Raw genomic sequence first — 889 nt, 5'->3', positions numbered from 1 at the left:
TTCGCGCACGGCAGCGGCAGCGGCCGGCACAGCCCGCGGAACCAGTTCGTGGCCGCCGGGCTGAACCAGGCCGGCCTCGGCACCCTGCTGTTCGACCTGCTCACCGAGGAGGAGGCGCGCGACCGGGCCAACGTGTTCGACACCGAACTGCTCGCCGCCCGGCTCGCCGACGCCACCGGCTGGCTGCGCGGGCAGCACGCCACCGAAGGGCTCGCCATCGGCTACTTCGGTGCCAGCACCGGGGCCGCCGCCGCCCTGTGGGCCGCCGCGGAACCGGACGCGCACATCGCCGCCGTCGTCTCCCGCGGCGGCCGGCCGGACCTCGCCGGCCCGAGGCTCGAGGCCGTGACCGCCCCCACGCTGCTCCTCGTCGGCGGCGCGGACCACATGGTGCTGGACCTCAATCGCGGTGCCCAGTCCCAGCTGACCTGCGAGAACCGGCTCACCGTCGTGCCCGGCGCGACTCATCTCTTCGAGGAGCCCGGCGCGCTGGAGAGGGTGACCGCGCTGGCCCGCGACTGGTTCACGGACCACATGGCCCCAGCGCATGTGTGAGCACACGAAGGAGCGGTGCCGACCGTTTCCGGTCGACACCGCTCCTCGCTGTGTCCGAGGGGGGACTTGAANNGTCGTGCGGGGATCTCCCCGCGGCGACGACGTAAACATTACCAGGCTTTCGCGCGTGCCCGATCACCGATCACCACCCGTGGACCCCGCGGGCCGACGTCGACGGAGCGTGACGGTCCGGGACCGCTCTTGGGCCGGGACCGGGGCAGGGGAGAGGATGAACGGACCACCGGCACACGAGGTGGACCACCAGCACACAGCGGGAGGAAGCAGCGTGAGCGAGACGGACACGGCCAGGGGCGTCACCGGCGAGGACGAGGTC

1 protein-coding gene is annotated in these 889 nt (G+C 72.8%); it reads left to right on the top strand.

The features are described from left to right. Positions 1-555: dienelactone hydrolase family protein (locus BZY54_RS48105; RefSeq protein ID WP_208641001.1), on the top strand; the 555-nt coding region annotated here is incomplete at its 5' end. Between the last annotated feature and the right edge of the window lie 334 nt (positions 556-889).

The sequence above is a fragment of the Streptomyces carpinensis genome, assembly GCF_002154505.1.
GTDB lineage: Bacteria > Actinomycetota > Actinomycetes > Streptomycetales > Streptomycetaceae > Streptomyces > Streptomyces carpinensis.
Note: the sequence above shows the minus strand (reverse complement) of the source record. Positions and strands in the feature narration are given on the sequence as shown.